This is a genomic window from Alcanivorax limicola (assembly GCF_019931215.1).
GTDB classification, from domain to species: Bacteria; Pseudomonadota; Gammaproteobacteria; order Pseudomonadales; family Alcanivoracaceae; genus Isoalcanivorax; species Isoalcanivorax limicola.
On sequence record NZ_JAIOUB010000003.1, the window covers coordinates 517066 to 533559 of the forward strand.

A 16494-nucleotide genomic window follows, 5' to 3' on the forward strand; every position below is an offset into this window, starting at 1 on the left:
ACAGTCAACGGATTATGACTGAGCAGGGAGAGCCAATGTTTCACATCCAGACCCTCAACCAGATCGCCGTGTGCGGTCTGGAGCGTTTTCCCCGCGAACATTACGAAGTCGCCAGTGAGTTCAGGCAGCCTGATGCGGTGCTGCTGCGAAGTCACGTGCTGGGCGCCGACGCCATCACCCCTGACCTGAAAGCGGTTGCCCGAGCCGGTGCCGGCGTCAACAACATTGATGTGCCGGCCTTCACCGAAGCCGGTATTCCGGTTTTCAACACACCCGGTGCCAATGCCAATGCGGTCAAGGAACTGGTCCTGGCTGCCTTGCTGCTGGGCTCCCGTGGCGTGATGGAAGGCATTACCTGGGTGCGCGGGCTTGCCGAGCCGGATTCCGCTGCGTTTCACACTATTGTTGAGGCCGGCAAGAAGCAGTTTCGTGGCCAGGAACTGGCCGGGCGCACATTGGGTGTGGTCGGCCTTGGCGCTATCGGCTCTCGCGTTGCGGAGATGGCGCTGGCCCTGGGCATGCGGGTGGTGGGCTATGACCCGGCGCTGTCTGTGGAGGCGGCCTGGCGCCTGCCAAACCGGGTGGGTCGCATGGACGGCCTGGCCGCGCTGATGGCGCGCTCCGACTACATCACCCTGCACTTGCCACTGTTGCCGGCCACCCGGCACCTGATTGGCGCCGAGGCGCTCAGCGTGCTGCGGCCGGGGGCCTGTCTGCTGAACTTCGCCCGTGATGGCATTGTGGATGATGCAGCAGCCGTGGACGCCCTGAAGGCCGGTCGACTGCGCACCTACCTGACAGACTTCCCCGGCCCCCACTTGCAGGGCGTACCCGGTGTGATTGCCACACCGCATCTGGGCGCCAGCACCGGGGAATCCGAAGAGAATTGCGCCCGCATGGCTGCGGACCAGCTGATTGATTTTCTGGAGCACGGCAATATCGTCAATGCGGTGAACTTCCCGACGCTGGTGCTGGAGCGTAACGGGCCGCATCGTCTGGCGATCAGTAACCGCAATGTGCCGAAAATGCTGGGGCAGGTGCTGTCAGTGCTGGCCGATGCCGAGCTGAACGTGATTGATATGCTCAACAAGAGCCGGGATGACATCGCCTACAATCTGCTGGATCTGGAGGTCGCACCGTCAGCGGCGGTGCTGGATGCCATTGCATCGGTGGCGGGCGTTATCAATGTGCGACTGCTCCCGGCCAGCTGATCGGCGCTTGTCTTCCGGAGGGGGCTTGCCCACAATACAGGGCTCATAAGCACTGACAATACCAGACAATAACAACAAGAAAGAGGTTTTCCTCCGTGACCCTTATACGTACGTTACGTACCTGCCTGTTCGCCCTGTTGCTGGCGCCGGCTGCTCTGCTGATGCCCGGGCAGGCCCGTGCCGATTTGCTGGTGGGCGCCGGATTTCTCAATGGCCTGGTCGGCCCCAATGTCGAATGGGCCTGGCGCCGCACTACCGCCTGGGTGTTGCCCGGCGCGCATATAGGCAGCCAGGGGTTCCAGGATGACGATCTGCGCTGGGCTATCGGCATGCGCCGACGCATGGATGGCGGCACGACGGTTACCAGTGGCTTCTTCAGTGGTCTGCTGGCGGGGGACCTGGGTGGCGAAAAGAGCTACGAACGCCTGGGACTGGGTGCCGAGTTGGGCCACCAGTGGGTCAGCAACCACTTGCGCCTGACCGTCAGCGGCGGTATGGCAGTGTTACAGCCGCTGAATTGTTCGGATTATCGTCGCAGCAGCCAGTGCGAGACGGCGGCCGCCCGCGAGAGCCACAAACTGGATGCAGAGCCGCAGCTCACCCTGGGGGTGACGCTGAGCCTGCGTCGCTGAATTAACCCTTCACATGCGATGCGCGCTGTGCCCCCTTCAGGCGCATCGGGCCATGTTCTGCGTGGAGTTTTGCACAGCATCTGAGCATATTTCATGAATGTTTCAACTTGCCCTCGTAACCCTTTGATTTTCTCGGCCAAATACTTAACTCATTGAAAAATATGCTGTTTATTGATTGGGTACTTTTTCAGCATTTTGCGGGGAGTGCCCCCATGACAGGGCTGTGATGGGTTGCCCACACTATTACGCACAGAGTTATCCACAGATTCTGTGGGTAACTTTTCTGATTCCGCGCTTGATATCCCGCCTGCTTTCTCTCTTGCCTGTTCGGCCCGGCTTTTGCAGAGATCTTCCTTGTGCCCCGTCATGTCACGAAAGGTCATCACGGTGCCCGGGGCGCAACACAGAGGCCACTGTTCGCTGCCATGGTTTGTAGTATAGTCGGACAGGAATTGCCCCCAACATACTGAATTGTTAAACAAAAGAAGGGATGCAGGTGAGCTTCAAGGCCAATGACAGTTTGTCAGAACAGATCGCTCAGCATCTGGGGCGACAGATCATACGCGGAGAAATGCTGCCCGGGGACAGAATCCAGGAGCTGCGCATCGCCGCAGAGCTGGAGGTCAGCCGTGGCTCTGTCCGGGAAGCACTGCTGATCCTGCAGCGCCGCCACCTTATCGACATTCTGCCGCGCCGCGGCGCGGTGGTGAAAGACCTCTCCGAAGCCCATGTCCGCAGCCTCTACGAGATCATGCAGGTGCTGCTGGGGCTGGTGATCCGCAAAGCGATCAAGGTCATGAAGGAAGACGATCTTGACCCGTTCATTGAACTGATCCATCAGTTGCAGGAGCAGGTGGAGGAGCGCGAGACGGACCAGTTCTTCGACAGCAGCTTCCGCTTTTTTGAGCTGGCTTACCCCTTCGCCCGCAACGATTTCGTGCAGGACATTCTGGATAACCTGCAGCCGGCGATTCAGCGAGCTTTCTATATGGCGCTGCATATCGACCAGGACGAAATGAAAGAGTGCCTGGCATTCTTCAAGGCGATCATTGAGACCATCTTTCGGCGGGATGTCCGCTCGGCGCTGGAAATTATCCGGGAGTTTGCCGAGCATCAGTCATCGCTGGTGCAGGAATCCATCGTCCGGGCGCGGCAGATCGAGGCCGCCTGGGGTAATCGGCGCAAGAAATAGCGCCTGCCTGTAATCCGTCAGGGTGCGCGCCGGTCTTCGTGGCGGCCGTGCTCGAGCCACAACAATGTGCCCCCGATCACGGCGATGGGCATGATCACCAGGTTGATCAGTGGCAGCATGGTCAGGCCGAGCACCATGGCGCCAAAACTGGTTACCAGCGCGCGTTTGCCCCTGAGTTGCGCCAGCGTTTCGCTGAACGGCACCAGCCGATTGTCAGCACCGTAATCAATGTACTGCACCCCCAGCATCCAGCCTGACCAGAGAAACCAGATCACCGGGGCGATCAGGTTCAACCCCGGGATCAGTGACAGGACCCCCACCAGCACCAGTAACAGCAACGCGCGCCAGAGCCAGTACCAGGTCTTGCGCACTTCGCGTTTGGTGGTGCGCCAGGCCATGGCAACCAGGCCCTCATCCGGGGGCGTGCTCAGCCCCAGAGGGCCATGCTGTCGCTGGTCTGTGGCGCTGGCCAGAAAGCCCATGAACGGCGCCGCCACCAGTTGCACCACATAGGTAAAGGTACTGGCCATCAGTGCCAGCAGCACCAGCCAGATCAGCAATTGCAGCAGGCCAGCGAGCAGGCTGATCAGCGGATTCAGGAAGGCCAGCCAGCCCTCAAGGGCCCAGCCGGCGAGCAGTGCGCCGACCCAGCCGGCCAGGGTGCTGCCGGCCCACCAGTAGGCAGTGCCGAACAGCAATGCGTTGGCGAGCACGGGCAGGATCACCCAGGGCCGCAGCCCCGGGCTGAGCGCCAGCCGTGCCGAGCGGCGCAGGATGTCCAGTGCATCTCCCGGAGCGCTCATGGCCGGGCGCTCATGACCGACCACTCATGACCGGGCACTCATCAATGCTTGCTCCGAGCTGCGCCGATACGGCAGGGTCCGGGGCGCAGGTGGCGCGGGGTGTGCAGGCGACAGGCAGTAAGTGCAAGAAGCATCCTCAAGCAGGCCGTGGAACAGGTGCAGCGCGGCGCTGGGCGGGCTGGCCTGATGGCAGTGCGACATTAGTGTGCGGGCGTGATTTTATATACACTAGCCGTTTTTCGGGGCGGCATGAACAGCTGGCTGCGCCCGACGGGTTTCATGCCGCGTTGGCCGCAGGCCTGCCATGGGCCCGGGACAGATTGATCTCATTGTTCTTTACCCCCAAAGCGCCGCCGGACAGCGGTGCCATGACCAGGTCCATCACAGCTATGCGACTGAAAAGTATCAAGCTTGCGGGTTTCAAATCCTTCGTTGACCCGACAACGGCACTGTTTCCCGAGAATCTGACCGCTGTTGTCGGTCCCAACGGTTGCGGCAAATCCAATATCATCGACGCGGTGCGCTGGGTGATGGGGGAGTCCTCTGCCAAGCACTTGCGTGGCGAGTCGATGACCGATGTCATCTTCAATGGCTCCAACGCCCGCAAACCGGTGGCCCAGGCGTCCATCGAGCTGGTGTTCGACAACAGTGAAGGCAAGATTGGCGGCGAATACGCGCGCTTCTCCGAAATTGCCGTGCGCCGCATGGTCAGCCGCGACGGCCAGTCCGCCTATTTCCTCAATGGCAGCAAATGCCGCCGCAAGGACATCACCGATATTTTCCTGGGCACCGGCCTGGGCCCGCGCAGCTACGCCATCATCGAGCAGGGCATGATCTCGCGCCTGATCGAAGCGAAGCCGGAAGAGCTGCGGGTCTATATCGAAGAGGCCGCCGGTATTTCCCGGTACAAGGAGCGCCGTCGGGAAACCGAGAACCGCATGCGCCGCACGCGGGAAAATCTGGAGCGCCTGACGGATATCCGCGATGAGCTGGGCCGTCAGCTGGAGCGTCTCTCGCGCCAGGCGGCCGCAGCGGAAAAGTACAAGCAATACAAGGAAGAAGAGCGTCAGCTGGGCGCCCAGGTGCGGGCCCTGCGCTGGCGCGCGCTCAATACGCAGGTCGAGCAGATCGAGCATGTCATGCGCGAGTTGGAAGTGGCCGTGGAAGCGCGGATCGCTGAACAGCGTCACGTGGATGCCGAACTGGAACGTCTGCGCGACAGCCACACGGACGTGCAGGACCGCTTCAACAAGGTCCAGCAGGAGTATTACGGGCTGGGCGCCGAAGTGGCGCGGCTCGAGCAGAGTATTCAGCATCAGCGTGAGCGCAAGCAGCAGCTCAATGAAGAACTGATGCAGGTGGAGCAGAACTGGCGCGAGGCCAGCAGTCACCTGAGCACCGACGCAGAACGCATTGCCGAGCTGGACGAAAAGCTGGCGGAAGTGGAACCGCAACTGGAAATGCTGCGCGAGCAGGAAGCGGAAGCCGCCGAAGCGCTGGCTATGGCCGAAGAAGCCATGCAAACCTGGCAGCAGGAGTGGGAAACCTTCAACCACAGTTCGTCGGAATCCCGCCGCCGTGCCGAGGTGGAACAATCCCGCATCCAGCATCTGGAAACCTCTATCGAACGCTTGTCCGATCGCACGGACCGCCTCAGCAAAGAGCAGGGCAGTCTGGATGCCGGTCCGCTGGCAGAAGAGATGCGTCAGTTCGAAGCGCAGCAGTCGGAATTGCGCGAGCAGGTCGAAGAAGCCGAAATGCGCGCCGAGACAGTGCAGGAGCAGATCAGCACGATTCGCCGGGAAAACGGTGATCGCGGCCGGCAACTGGACACGGACCGCGAGCAGTTGCAGAAGATGACCAGCCGTCAGGCCACGCTGAACGCGTTGCAACAGGCGGCCATGGGGGATGACGGCAGCGTCGGCGAGTGGCTGTCACGTCATGATCTGGATCAGAGCCCGCGACTGGCGGACCAACTGAGCGTTGAGCCCGGCTGGGAACGCGCTGTTGAAGTGGTGCTCGGTGACGCCTTGCAAGGGCTGTGTGTCAACGGTCTGGATCAGGTGGAAAGCTGGCTGGGCGATCTGACCCAGGGCCGTATCTGTCTGTTGACGCCGACATCGGCTGCCAGCAGCGGCGCCCAGGGGCGGACACTGGCAGCCCTGGTCAACGGTCCGGCACCAGCGCAGCTGGGGCAGGTCTATGCGGTGGATACCCTCAGCGATGCGCTGGCACTGCGCAGCCGACTCGCCGCTGGCGAATCCGCCGTCACCCGCGACGGTATCCAGGTGGGCCCGGACTGGTTGCGTGTGGCGCGCGAACAGGATCAGGAAGCTGGTGTACTGGCTCGCCGCCGCGAGCTGGACGAGCTGGATGACAAGATCCCTGAACTGGAAGCCCGTGTCGCCGCCACCCGCGAGGCGCTGGAGGCAGGGCGCGAACAGATTCAGATGCTGGAACAGGAACGCGAAGAAAGTCAGCGTCAGGCCAGCCGCATCAATCGCGAGCTGGGCGAGCTCAATGCCCAGATCAGCGCCAGACAGGTGCGTCTCGAACAGATCACCATGCGCCGTGAACGCCTCAGCCGAGAGCTTGAGGAAAGCCGCGAGCAGCGTGCCCAGGAACAGGAGCAGGTCAAGGAAGCGCGCGCCATTCTGGCAGAAGCGCTGGACGCCATGGAGCAGGACAGCGGTCAGCGCGAGCAGCTGTTGTCGCGCCGTGACAGCACCCGTGGCCAACTGGATGAATGTCGACAGAAAGCCCGCCAGCAGCGCGATCTGGCGCACCAGCTGGCGATGGAAGTGCAGGGCGCCCGTACCCAGGCCGATTCGTTGCGGCAGGGGTTGGCGCGGCTGGACACCCAGGTGGCCATGCTGACCGAGCGCAAGGCGCAACTGGAGAAGCAGCTCGACGAAGGCGATGATCCGGGTATCGAGCTCAAGGCGCAGCTGGAAGAAAAACTGGAGATGCGGCTGGAGTCAGAGCATCGCCTGCAGGAAGTGCGACGCGAACTGGAAACCATCGACCACGAAGTGCGCAATCTGGATGGCCAGCGGCAGCAGTTCGAAAGCCAGGCGCAGGAAGTGCGCTCGGCGCTGGACAGCAAGCGCATGCAGTGGCAGGAAATCAAGGTGCGCCGCACCACGGTGCAGGAACAGTTGCAGGAATTGCAGTTTGATCTGGATACCGTGCTGGCGAATCTGCCGGAAGACGCCAGTGAAGAACACTGGAACAGCGAACTGGAAGCGATTGCGGCGCGGATCGGGCGTCTTGGCCAGATCAACCTGGCAGCGATTGACGAGTACAAGAGCCAGGCGGAGCGCAAGGAGTACCTGGATCGCCAGAACGAGGATCTGGAAGATGCATTGCGCACCCTGGAAAACGCGATTCGCAAGATTGACCGCGAGACGCGGACACGCTTCAAGGAATACTTCGACCGCATCAACAAAGGCCTGCAGGAGTTGTTCCCCAAAGTCTTTGGTGGCGGCCATGCTTACCTGGAACTCACCGGCGAAGATCTGCTGGATACCGGGGTAGCGATCATGGCGCGGCCGCCGGGCAAGCGTAACAGCACCATTCATCTGCTTTCCGGCGGTGAAAAGGCGCTGACCGCACTGTCGCTGGTTTTCTCAATTTTTCAATTGAACCCGGCGCCGTTCTGTATGCTTGACGAGGTTGACGCACCGCTGGATGACGCCAACGTGGGCCGCTTCTGCAAGCTTGTGAATGAAATGTCCGAAGTGGTGCAGTTCATCTATATCACGCATAACAAGATCACCATGGAAATGGCGCACGCACTGATGGGTGTGACCATGCATGAGCCGGGCGTGTCGCGGCTGGTGTCGGTGGATGTGGATCAGGCTGCTGAAATGGCAGCCATGTAATGGCTCGTGCAATGGGAAGTGATTGGGGTAATCAAGACATGGAAGAGGCAATGATATGGGCCTGAATCTGGAGACCCTGGTTGGCATTCTGGTCATTCTGATCCTGCTGATCATGGCAGACGGATTGCGACGGATGCTGCGTGAGCGGCAGGACAGCCTGCGCATGAAGATCGAACCGCGTCGGCGCGACAACGATGACGAGCCCCGCCCGGAACACAACCCTGAGCTGCCTTCCGGTGGCGCTCGCGTGGTCCAGCGTATGCTGGCCCAGCGTGCCGAAGCCGAAGCTGCCGAGGCTGCCGCGCAGCGCTCGGCGGAACGCGAGGCAACGGAAGACGATGCCGACGCACAGCACGAAACACGTGGCGCCAGCACACCGCCGCTGATGATGGAGCCGGAAGAAGGCCGTCAGGCGCCGGTGCATCGCGCCAGCCAGCAGAAGCTGTTTGGTGAAACCGCAGCGGATGATGACGACGATGAGGCGTTGCCGCCCATGAGCGCCCGCCGCGATGAGGACGAGCAGCGCGAGATCAGCGCCGCAAGACCGGCGAGCGCTGCACCCAGAGCACGCCCTGCGACGCCGTCTGCCTCCAAAGCGCCGTCCGCGCGCAAAACAGAGCCCGCCCCGTCACCGGCTCCCCGCAATGAAGCCGCCCGGGCCAGCGCATCAACGCGTCCTCCCGCACAGCCCGTCGAGCGCAAGCCGGAACCGGTAGCCGAGCCTGCGCCCGAACCGCGTATCGCCCCCGAGTTGATGGAAGTCATTGTGGTGCACCTGATTGCCCAGCGCGGTGAGCGTTTTGACGGGCGCGAGTTGCTGCAACAATTACTGGAAAACGGCCTACGTTTCGGGGACATGAATATCTTCCATTGTCACCGCAACGAAAATGGCCGCGACGTGCTGCAATTCAGCATGGCCAACGCGGTGGAGCCGGGCACCTTCGACATCGATACCATGGAAAGTGAGCGCTTTGCCGGCGTCACGTTTTTCCTGAAGTTGCCCGGGCCGGGCCGGCCGATGGGTGCGCTGGAGCGTATGCTGGAAACCGTACGCAAGCTGGCGGATGCGCTGCACGGCGAGTTGAAAGACGAGCAACGCAGCGTACTGACACCGCAAACCATGGAGCATCTGCGTCAGCGCGTGCAGGAATTCGAACGTCGCCTGCGCGTGCACCAGGGCGCCTGAGGCGAGCGAACGACCATGCCCCTTGTTTCCCCGGATCAGGCAGAAAGAGCCCGGCAGTTACGTGACCAACTCAATGACTGGAGCTACCGCTACTACGTCCTTGATGATCCGGCGGTGCCGGATGCCGAGTACGATCGCCTGTATCGCGAACTCGATACGCTTGAGAAAAAATACCCTGCACTGATCACCTCAGACTCGCCCACCCAACGGGTGGGCGATGTGCCCCTGGCTGGCTTTCCCGAAGTGCTGCACGAAGTGCCCATGCTGTCGTTGGGTAACGCCTTCGATGACGACGACCTGATTGATTTCGACCGCCGCATTCGTGAGCGCCTGGACAGAACTGATCCGGTGACGTATGTCGCGGAACCCAAGCTGGATGGCCTGGCAGTCAGTCTGGTGTACGCGCACGGTGAGCTGGTGCGTGGCGCCACCCGGGGTGACGGCCAGACCGGCGAGGAAATCACCAGCAATATCCGCACGCTGCGCAGCGTGCCGCTGCGACTGCGCGGCAAGGCCCCGGCGCTGGTGGAAATTCGCGGCGAAGTGGTCATGCCCCATGACGGTTTTGCTGCACTCAATGCCCGCCAGATGGAAGCCGGGCTGAAGCCGTTTGCCAATCCCCGCAATGCAGCGGCGGGCAGCCTGCGCCAGCTTGATGCACGTATTGCGGCGCAGCGGCCGCTGACCTTTTTTGCCTACAGTGTGGCGCGCCTTGAAGGGCTGGCCTGGCCCTCCCGACACAGTGATCTGCTGGCGTGGGTGCGCGACTGGGGCCTTCCTGTGAATAGCGAAGTGACCGGCTGTACCGGTGTTGATGAACTGCTGCGGTTTTATCGCGACATCATGCAGCGCCGCGCGGATCTGGGGTATGACATTGATGGCGTGGTCTACAAGGTGGACCGGCTGGACTGGCAGAATGAGCTGGGCTTTGTGTCCCGGGCGCCGCGTTGGGCAGTGGCGCACAAGTTTCCGGCGCAGGAGGAAATTACCCTCCTGCGAGAGGTGGAGTTTCAGGTGGGTCGCACCGGTGCCATCACGCCGGTGGCGCGCCTCGAGCCGGTGCAGGTGGGTGGTGTGACGGTCAGCAACGCCACGCTGCACAACATGGATGAAATCGCCAGACTGGATCTGCGCATTGGTGACAGTGTGGTGATTTACCGCGCCGGTGATGTGATCCCCAAGGTGGTCAGCGTGGTCACCGAGCGCCGCCCCGCGAACGCCGAGCCGGTGGTCATGCCCGAACATTGCCCGGTGTGCGGCAGCGAAGTGTTTACTCCCGAGGGCGAAGTGATTGCCCGCTGCACGGGCGGCCTGATTTGCGGCGCGCAGCAGAAAGAAGCGATCAAGCATTTTGCCTCACGTCGCGCCATGGATATTGACGGTCTCGGTGACAAGCTGGTGGAGGCTCTGGTGGACCAGGGGCTGATCCACACCATGGCAGATCTGTACCAGTTGCAGGCTGAGCAGGTGGCGGGCCTCGAGCGGATGGGAGAGAAGTCTGCTGAGAACCTGATCGCGGCGCTGGAAAAAAGCAAACGCATGCCCTTGTCCCGTTTTCTGTTCGCGCTGGGCATCCTGCAGATTGGCGAAGAGACGGCCAAGGCGTTGGCCGTGGCGTTCGGAGATCTTTCCGCGATTCGTGAAGCCGATGAACTGTTGTTGTTGGCGGTGCCTGACGTCGGGCAGAAAGTGGCCGGTTCCATCGCGGCGTTTTTTCACGAGCCGCACAATCAAGAGGTGATAGACAAGCTGTTGTCGCTGGGTCTGCTGGCAGGAGAGCAAAACCTGCCAGCGGCTGAATTTGCTGCGCGTCTGGATATGGTGCATCTGCTCAGCGCCGCCAAAGCGCTCGGCGCCCCCCTCGACGGGCTCGGGCAGGTGTCACTGGAAAAGCTGGCAAATGTTTGCCCGACGTTAACGGGATTGAGTGAGATCAGCGACGACAGGTTGGCAGAGGCAGGTTTGCCTGCCAGCGCTATCAGTGCCGTGCGGACATTGCTTGCGGATGACGCCTGGCGCGAGCGTCTGGCGCATTGTCAGACGCAGATCGATGCATTGCGCGCGCGTGCACCCCAGGCCCCGGCAGGCGGTCGTCCGCTTGCGGGTGAGACCCTGGTGCTCACGGGCACACTAACGCGCCTCACCCGGGACCAGGCGAAGGCACTGCTGGAGCAATTGGGTGCCAAGGTGGCGGGTTCTGTATCGAAAAAGACCAGCCGGGTGATTGCCGGCGACGCTGCGGGCAGCAAATTGAAAAAGGCGGAAGAGCTTGGCATTCCGGTGCTCGATGAAGACGCGCTGCTTGCCTTGCTGGCCGAACATGGGTTAACTCCTGACTCATGATAAAACATCTGCCGATCTCTCCCGTACTGCTGTTGACGTTCATGGCGCTCCTGACCACCGGTTGCGCCATGCGTCCACCGGCCAATGTGGACAATGCCTGCGATATCTTTGATGAGCGCAGCAGCTTGTTCAACAGCTGGCAGCGGCAGGCGCGCAAGGCAGAGCGTGAATACGGGGTGGCCGTACCGATTCTGATGGCGACCATTTATCAGGAATCACGGTTTCAGCCCCGGGCGCGTCCGGCCCGGCGAAAATTACTGGGCTTCATCCCCTGGCGGCGACCGTCCAATGCCTACGGCTATGCCCAGGCACTGAATTCCACCTGGGCCTGGTACAAGGATGATGCAGATCGCGTCTGGTGGGCACGCCGTACCCGCTTCAAGGACGCGGTGCACTTTGTTGGCTGGTACCACGATCAGTCCCATCGTCAGAACGGGATTGCCAAGACCGATGCCTACAACCTTTATCTGGCCTACTATTCCGGCCACGCCGGTTATCGACGTGGTACTTACCGTAATAATCGCACCATCATGAATGCGGCGGCGCGCGTGTCTTCCATGGCGGAGACCTATGAGCGACAACTGCGCCAGTGCGGCCGGTTGTAAGCGGAGTCTGAATGAGACGCATGGAATCCGAGTCAATTGTCTACGGGTGCATCAAGCATCTGCCCTTCGGCGACACCCTGCAGCGCCGCACCAGCTGTGTGCACAATCGCCGGGTAATTCGCCAGTTGCCGCAAGCGGATGAGTGGCCATTTCTGTGCCGCGAAATGTTTGCCGTGCCGGGCGATGACCTGATGGGCGGGACCTTCCAGACCCAGGTCATCCACTTCGGCATGTCCTACCAGGCGGTGGAATACGAGTGGGAACACTGGATTCACAAGTTCGAGGCGTTGCTGAAACAGATGTACTGGGTCAGCGCTGTAGTCCATCTGGAAACCGAGCTCGCCGGGCACCACACCTTTGTCTGGGAGTGTGCGGATGTCTGCCACGAGCCGGGCGAGGAACCCTTGCGCGTGCGTTGCGAGTGGGCACGGGAAGGCGCCATCGCCTGAACCCCAGCACTGGCGAGCACTGGGGGTCAGGTCTCACATTTCACGGACCGATGAGAAATGTGAGACCCGACCCCCGGTTTTTCCGGACCGATGAGAAATGTGAGACCTGACCCCCGGTTTTTGAGACCTGACCCCCGGTTTTTCAGGCGGCGCTGCGCAGTTGCCGCGCCGCTTCCACCATGGCCAGCAGGGCCTCTTCGGTTTCCGGCCAGCCGCGCGTCTTCAGCCCGCAATCGGGATTGACCCAGAGCCGTTCTGCCGGCAACTGCCGTGCTGCCTTTTGCATCAGGTTCACCATCCAGTCCACCTCGGGAATGTTCGGCGAGTGAATGTCGTACACGCCCGGGCCGATGTCGTTGGGATAGTGGAATTTCTCAAACGCTTCCAGCAACTCCATGTTCGAGCGGGATGTCTCGATGGTGATCACGTCCGCGTCCAGTGCGGCAATCGCTTCGATGATGTCGTTGAACTCTGAATAGCACATGTGCGTGTGAATCTGGGTGCTGTCCTGCACGCCGGTGGTGCTCAGGCGGAAACAGGCCACAGCCCAGTCCAGGTAGGCGCCCCAGTCCGCGCGGCGCAGGGGCAGGCCTTCGCGGAACGCGGGTTCGTCGATCTGGATAACATGGATGCCGGCGGCCTCCAGGTCGTTCACTTCATCGCGCAACGCCAGTGCCAGTTGTTCGCAGGTGCGCTGGCGCGGCTGGTCATCACGCACGAAGGACCATTGCAGGATCGTCACCGGGCCGGTGAGCATGCCCTTGACCGGCTTGTCGGTGAGCGACTGCGCAAACGCTGTCCACGCTACTGTCATCGGCGCGGGGCGCGATACGTCGCCAAAGATGACCGGCGGCTTCACGCAACGTGAGCCGTAGCTCTGCACCCAGCCGTTTTGGGTGAAGGCAAAGCCGTCGAGCAGCTCGCCGAAATACTCCACCATGTCGTTGCGTTCCGGTTCGCCGTGTACGAGCACGTCCAGTCCGGCCTGTTCCTGGAAGCGGATGCAGCGGGTGACTTCGGCGCGAATGGCTTCGTTGTAGCCGTTGTCATCCAGCGCGCCTTTCTTCCAGTCCCGGCGCAGTGCGCGGATCTCCCGCGTCTGCGGGAAGGAGCCGATGGTGGTGGTGGGGTAAGCAGGCAGCTTCAATGCGGCCTGTTGCAGGGCGATGCGTTCGGCGAAGGGCGTGCGCTGCTGGCTGATCTCACCGATGCGACGAAAGCGCTCTTGCACGGCGGGATTGTGGATGCGTGGCGAGGCACGTCGTGCAGCCAGCGCCTCGCGCTGGGCGTGCAGCGCCTCGGCGCAGACATCCGGATCGGTCAGTGCCTGGCCCAGCAGCGCCAGTTCATCCAGCTTCTGATGCGCAAAGCTGAGCCAGCTCTTCAGTTCGTCATCCAGTTTTTTCTCGTGCGCCAGATCCACCGGCACATGCAGCAGCGAGCAGGACGGTGCCAGCCACAGGCGCTCGCCCAGCGCCTCGGCGGCGGGTTTCAGCGTGTTCAGCGCGGCGTCGAGATCGGTGCGCCAGATATTGCGGCCGTTGATGATCCCGGCGGACAGCACCTGATCGTCGCGCAGACGCGGCAGTACCGCCGCCAGTTGCTCCGGCGCGCGCACCAGGTCCAGGTGCAGACCCGCCACCGGCAACGCCAGGGTGGTGAACAGGTTGTCGTCCAGGCCGCCGAAATAGGTCGCCAGCAGCAGTTTCACCGGGCTGGCGGCGAGTTGTTCATAGACGCGCACGAAAGCCCGCTGCCAGGCCTCCGGCAGGTCCAGCACCAGAATCGGCTCGTCGATCTGCACCCAGGTCACGCCCTGAGCCGCCAGGCGCTTGAGCACCTCGCGGTACACCGGGATCAGCCGCGCCAGCAGGTCCAGTTTGGCTGCGTCGGCGGCCCCGTCATACGCGTCGCCCTTGCCCAGATACAGCCAGGTCAGCGGGCCGGGGATCACCGGCCGCGCCTGATGCCCCTGCTGCTGTGCCTCGCTGACCTGCTGGAACAGCTCCTCGCGGGCAATGCGGAAGGTCTGTTCCGGATGCAGCTCCGGCACGATGTAGTGGTAGTTGGTATCAAACCACTTGGTCATCTCGCAGGCGGCCGCCGGTTCGCCGCTGGGCGCCCGGCCACGGGCCATGCGAAACAGGGTGTCCAGGCCGACCGGCTGATCTTCGGGCTGGTTGAAGCGCGGCGGCACCGCACCGAGCAGAGTGGTCCATTCCAGAATCTGGTCATACCAGGCGAAATCGCCCACCGGCACGGTGTCCAGCCCGGCCTCGGCCTGGGCGGCCCAGTGGCGGGCACGCAGTTCGCGGCCCACATGGGCCAGTTCGGAGGCTTGCAGGGTGCCAGCCCAGTAGGCCTCCTGGGCCTTCTTCAGTTCGCGGTGGGCGCCGATACGGGGGAAGCCCAGGTTGTGCAGGGTCGGGCGTTGGCTGCTCATGTGCGGTCTTTTCCATGGTTGATGAACGATGGCCGCTATTGTGCTAGGTATGCTTGTTGAGTAAAAATCAACATACGCATCCATACTATGAGATTTGTTCATCATGATAGAGATTCGCCACCTGGAGACCCTGACCGCCATTCGCGAGGGCGGCAGTCTGGTGGAGGCCGCCGAGCGGCTGCATGTCACCCAGTCTGCCCTGTCGCACCAGTTGCGCGACCTGGAGGACCGTCTGGGGCTGCAACTGCTGAACCGGCGCACCCGCCCGGTGCGGTTTACCACGGCCGGGCTGCGCCTCCTTGCCCTGGCCGACGAGGTGCTGCCGCGCTTGCGCGGCACCGAACGCGAGCTGAAGCGACTGGCTGCGGGGCAGACCGGGCGGCTGCATCTGGCTATCGAATGCCATTCCTGTTTCCAGTGGCTGATGCCGACGCTGGATGTGTTTCGCGGCCAATGGCCGGAAGTGCAACTGGACCTGTCGGCGGGCTTTTCGTTTGCGCCGCTGCCGGCGCTGGTGCGCGGTGATCTGGATCTGGTGATTACGTCGGACCCGATCGAGATGGAGGCGGTGAGTTATATCCCGCTGTTCCGCTATGAATTGGTGCTGGCGGTGGCCCGCGATGCGCCGCTGGCGGCGGCACGCTTTGTGCGCCCGGCACAACTCGCTGACCAGACCCTGATCACCTACCCGGTGGAGCGGGATCGGCTGGATGTGTTTACGGCCTTTCTTGATCCGGCGGGCGTCGAACCGGCTGCACTACGCACGGCCGAACTGACGCCGATGATGGCGCAGCTGGTCGCCAGCGGCCGCGGTGTCGCGGCGTTGCCGAACTGGGCGTTGACGGAATATTTGTCACAGAAACTGCTGGCGACGTGTCGCCTGGGCGAGGACGGCGTGTGGCGCACGCTCTATGCGGCGGTGCGTGTGGAAGAAGAGCAGGCCGCCTACATCCAGGATTTTCTCGCCATGGCGCGGGAGCTGTGCTTTCGCGATCTCAGCGGCATTCGCATGCCGCGCTGAGCATTAGTGGGGGTCAGGTCTCACATTTCCCATCGGATAAGGAGTGGATCTTTATCTTCGTCCATCAACTGTCGGGGCGGCATCCCGTGTGAAATGTGAGACCTGACCCCTGCTTTTCTGCCTTTGTTACCAGCAATCCTGCAATACGGCATCCATCGCAGTAATGACCCAGTCAGCGGCGTCGTACATCGGTCTGCCGCCGCGCAACTCATCAAGCACGGCAGCGAGGGGCAGGCCTGCCAGCGCATAGTTGAGTCGTGCCAGATCGCCTTTGCCTTTGGGCCAGAGGCGTTTGGCGAAATCCTTGGCGACGCGGAGGTGATCGGCGGCCAGGGCTTCGGCGCGTTTGCGCACGGCGGCCGGCCAGGGCTCGCCGAGCAGGTCTTCACGCCGCCAGGCCATCAGTACCAGTGCTTCGGCCCGATGCGTTCGAGTGCGGTTAATAAAATGATGCACCGCCGCATGGGCTGCTGTACGGGGATCCTCATGTTCCAGCAAAACCGCTTCAAGGCCGCTCTGGAAGCGTTCCGCGCAGCGCAGCCACAGGGCGACCAACAACGCATCCCGTGACGGAAAGCGATGGTACAAGGACCCGCTGGGTGCGTTCAGTTGCTCGCATACCCGAGTCATGGTGAGTGCGCGCATGCCGTCCCGCTCCAGCACCTCAAGTGCAGCGTCCAGCACGACGTCGATGGTGAACTTGCCTGGTCGTCCCATGGGTGATA

Annotated in this window: 12 protein-coding genes; 9 read left to right on the forward strand and 3 right to left on the reverse strand. The window is 62.2% G+C overall.

All coding sequences use genetic code 11. The features are described 5' to 3' along the window. The first annotated feature begins 35 nt into the window (after positions 1-35). The 3 genes from K8B33_RS12480 to K8B33_RS12490 all read left to right on the forward strand — a co-directional run bounded on the left by K8B33_RS12480 (position 36) and on the right by K8B33_RS12490 (position 3035). Positions 36-1211, forward strand: a complete 1176-nt coding sequence (locus K8B33_RS12480; RefSeq protein ID WP_223426967.1) for a phosphoglycerate dehydrogenase — start codon at positions 36-38, stop codon at positions 1209-1211. 95 nt (positions 1212-1306) lie between these two features. Continuing rightward, positions 1307-1843: a hypothetical protein gene (locus K8B33_RS12485; RefSeq protein WP_223426970.1), complete on the forward strand. Its 537-nt coding sequence runs from the start codon at positions 1307-1309 to the stop codon at positions 1841-1843. A gap of 490 nt (positions 1844-2333) precedes the next feature. Continuing rightward, entirely contained in the window at positions 2334-3035 is a 702-nt protein-coding gene (locus K8B33_RS12490) for a GntR family transcriptional regulator (protein WP_223426973.1), read from the forward strand. 17 nt (positions 3036-3052) lie between these two features. Here K8B33_RS12490 and cysZ read toward each other — a convergent pair whose 3' ends face one another. Further along, positions 3053-3838, reverse strand: a complete 786-nt coding sequence (gene cysZ, locus K8B33_RS12495; protein ID WP_223426975.1) for a sulfate transporter CysZ — start codon at positions 3836-3838, stop codon at positions 3053-3055. Positions 3839-4227: 389 nt separating this feature from the next. On the opposite strand from cysZ, the gene smc reads away from it, so the two are divergent. The 5 genes from smc to K8B33_RS12520 are packed head-to-tail and all read left to right on the forward strand — an operon-like array spanning position 4228 to position 12305. Beyond that, complete coding sequence (gene smc / locus K8B33_RS12500; RefSeq protein WP_223427149.1) at positions 4228-7722, forward strand: chromosome segregation protein SMC; 3495 nt, start codon at positions 4228-4230, stop codon at positions 7720-7722. 55 nt (positions 7723-7777) lie between these two features. After that, positions 7778-8908, forward strand: coding sequence for a cell division protein ZipA (zipA, locus tag K8B33_RS12505; RefSeq protein ID WP_223426984.1), 1131 nt, complete (start codon positions 7778-7780; stop codon positions 8906-8908). Between the two features lie 15 nt (positions 8909-8923). Further along, positions 8924-11251 carry an NAD-dependent DNA ligase LigA gene (ligA, locus tag K8B33_RS12510; protein WP_223426993.1) on the forward strand — a complete coding sequence of 776 codons (2328 nt, stop codon included), beginning with the start codon at positions 8924-8926 and terminating at the stop codon, positions 11249-11251. Beyond that, a complete protein-coding gene (locus K8B33_RS12515) occupies positions 11248-11856 on the forward strand; it encodes a transglycosylase SLT domain-containing protein (protein ID WP_223426999.1) in 609 nt (202 codons plus the stop codon). The genes ligA and K8B33_RS12515 overlap by 4 nt, the downstream gene beginning before the upstream one ends. Positions 11857-11876: 20 nt before the next feature. After that, positions 11877-12305, forward strand: coding sequence for a hypothetical protein (locus K8B33_RS12520; RefSeq protein WP_223427152.1), 429 nt, complete (start codon positions 11877-11879; stop codon positions 12303-12305). A 142-nt stretch (positions 12306-12447) separates the two neighbouring features. Here K8B33_RS12520 and metE read toward each other — a convergent pair whose 3' ends face one another. After that, positions 12448-14748, reverse strand: a complete 2301-nt coding sequence (metE, locus tag K8B33_RS12525) for a 5-methyltetrahydropteroyltriglutamate--homocysteine S-methyltransferase (protein ID WP_223427000.1) — start codon at positions 14746-14748, stop codon at positions 12448-12450. Positions 14749-14851: 103 nt separating this feature from the next. Between metE and K8B33_RS12530 the strand changes: the two genes are divergently transcribed. After that, positions 14852-15769, forward strand: a complete 918-nt coding sequence (locus K8B33_RS12530) for a LysR family transcriptional regulator (RefSeq protein WP_223427001.1) — start codon at positions 14852-14854, stop codon at positions 15767-15769. Between the two features lie 126 nt (positions 15770-15895). On the opposite strand, the gene K8B33_RS12535 is transcribed toward K8B33_RS12530, so the two are convergent. Next, complete coding sequence (locus tag K8B33_RS12535) at positions 15896-16486, reverse strand: TetR/AcrR family transcriptional regulator (RefSeq protein ID WP_223427003.1); 591 nt, start codon at positions 16484-16486, stop codon at positions 15896-15898. Between the last annotated feature and the right edge of the window lie 8 nt (positions 16487-16494).

Excerpts from the sequence above, each read along its gene's own strand:
- K8B33_RS12520 (WP_223427152.1), top strand. The coding sequence starts at position 11,877 with ATGGAATCCGAGTCAATTGTCTACGGGTGCATCAAGCATCTGCCCTTC.
- cysZ (WP_223426975.1), bottom strand. The coding sequence starts at position 3,838 with ATGAGCGCTCCGGGAGATGCACTGGACATCCTGCGCCGCTCGGCACGG.
- K8B33_RS12515 (WP_223426999.1), top strand. The coding sequence starts at position 11,248 with ATGATAAAACATCTGCCGATCTCTCCCGTACTGCTGTTGACGTTCATG.
- metE (WP_223427000.1), bottom strand. The coding sequence starts at position 14,748 with ATGAGCAGCCAACGCCCGACCCTGCACAACCTGGGCTTCCCCCGTATC.
- K8B33_RS12480 (WP_223426967.1), top strand. The coding sequence starts at position 36 with ATGTTTCACATCCAGACCCTCAACCAGATCGCCGTGTGCGGTCTGGAG.
- K8B33_RS12535 (WP_223427003.1), bottom strand. The coding sequence starts at position 16,486 with ATGGGACGACCAGGCAAGTTCACCATCGACGTCGTGCTGGACGCTGCA.
- ligA (WP_223426993.1), top strand. The coding sequence starts at position 8,924 with ATGCCCCTTGTTTCCCCGGATCAGGCAGAAAGAGCCCGGCAGTTACGT.
- zipA (WP_223426984.1), top strand. The coding sequence starts at position 7,778 with ATGGGCCTGAATCTGGAGACCCTGGTTGGCATTCTGGTCATTCTGATC.
- smc (WP_223427149.1), top strand. The coding sequence starts at position 4,228 with ATGCGACTGAAAAGTATCAAGCTTGCGGGTTTCAAATCCTTCGTTGAC.
- K8B33_RS12490 (WP_223426973.1), top strand. The coding sequence starts at position 2,334 with ATGCAGGTGAGCTTCAAGGCCAATGACAGTTTGTCAGAACAGATCGCT.
- K8B33_RS12530 (WP_223427001.1), top strand. The coding sequence starts at position 14,852 with ATGATAGAGATTCGCCACCTGGAGACCCTGACCGCCATTCGCGAGGGC.